Here is a 388-nt window from a genome sequence, read left to right on the forward strand (position 1 = left end):
CTCCACCAGTGCGGCGCACCGGTGCCGTCATCATCGAAGTGCCTCTTGGCGGCATCCCAGCGTTCCACCGAGAAAGTGTCCCAGCCATAATGCTGGAACAGGACGACAGGACGGCCGTCCGCCGCATAGGTCGCAAGGTCCTGCTTCAGCCATGGCAGGCTGCTCTCGGCGCCGTGGCCGGTATCGCCGGCGAAACGATGCGTCTGAATCAGATGCAGGCCGCCCCAGTCCCAGGAGTAGCAGTCGGTGTCGACATCATAGTCGGTGGCCGGCACCGGCGGCTTGAAGAACACGCCGGCGCGATGGTTGACCTCGACATAGTCGCGCAGTTCGCGCCGGTACCAGTCGACATGGTGCAGCGGCCCGTTCTGGTCGAGATCATGGTTGC

Annotated in this window: 1 pseudogene; it reads right to left on the reverse strand. The window is 64.2% G+C overall.

The features are described from left to right. Positions 1-388 (reverse strand): annotated as a pseudogene (locus tag EOC93_RS33815) (metallophosphoesterase); the annotation flags it as partial.

The sequence above is a fragment of the Mesorhizobium sp. M6A.T.Ce.TU.002.03.1.1 genome, assembly GCF_003997275.1.
In the GTDB taxonomy this organism is placed as follows: domain Bacteria; phylum Pseudomonadota; class Alphaproteobacteria; order Rhizobiales; family Rhizobiaceae; genus Mesorhizobium; species Mesorhizobium mediterraneum.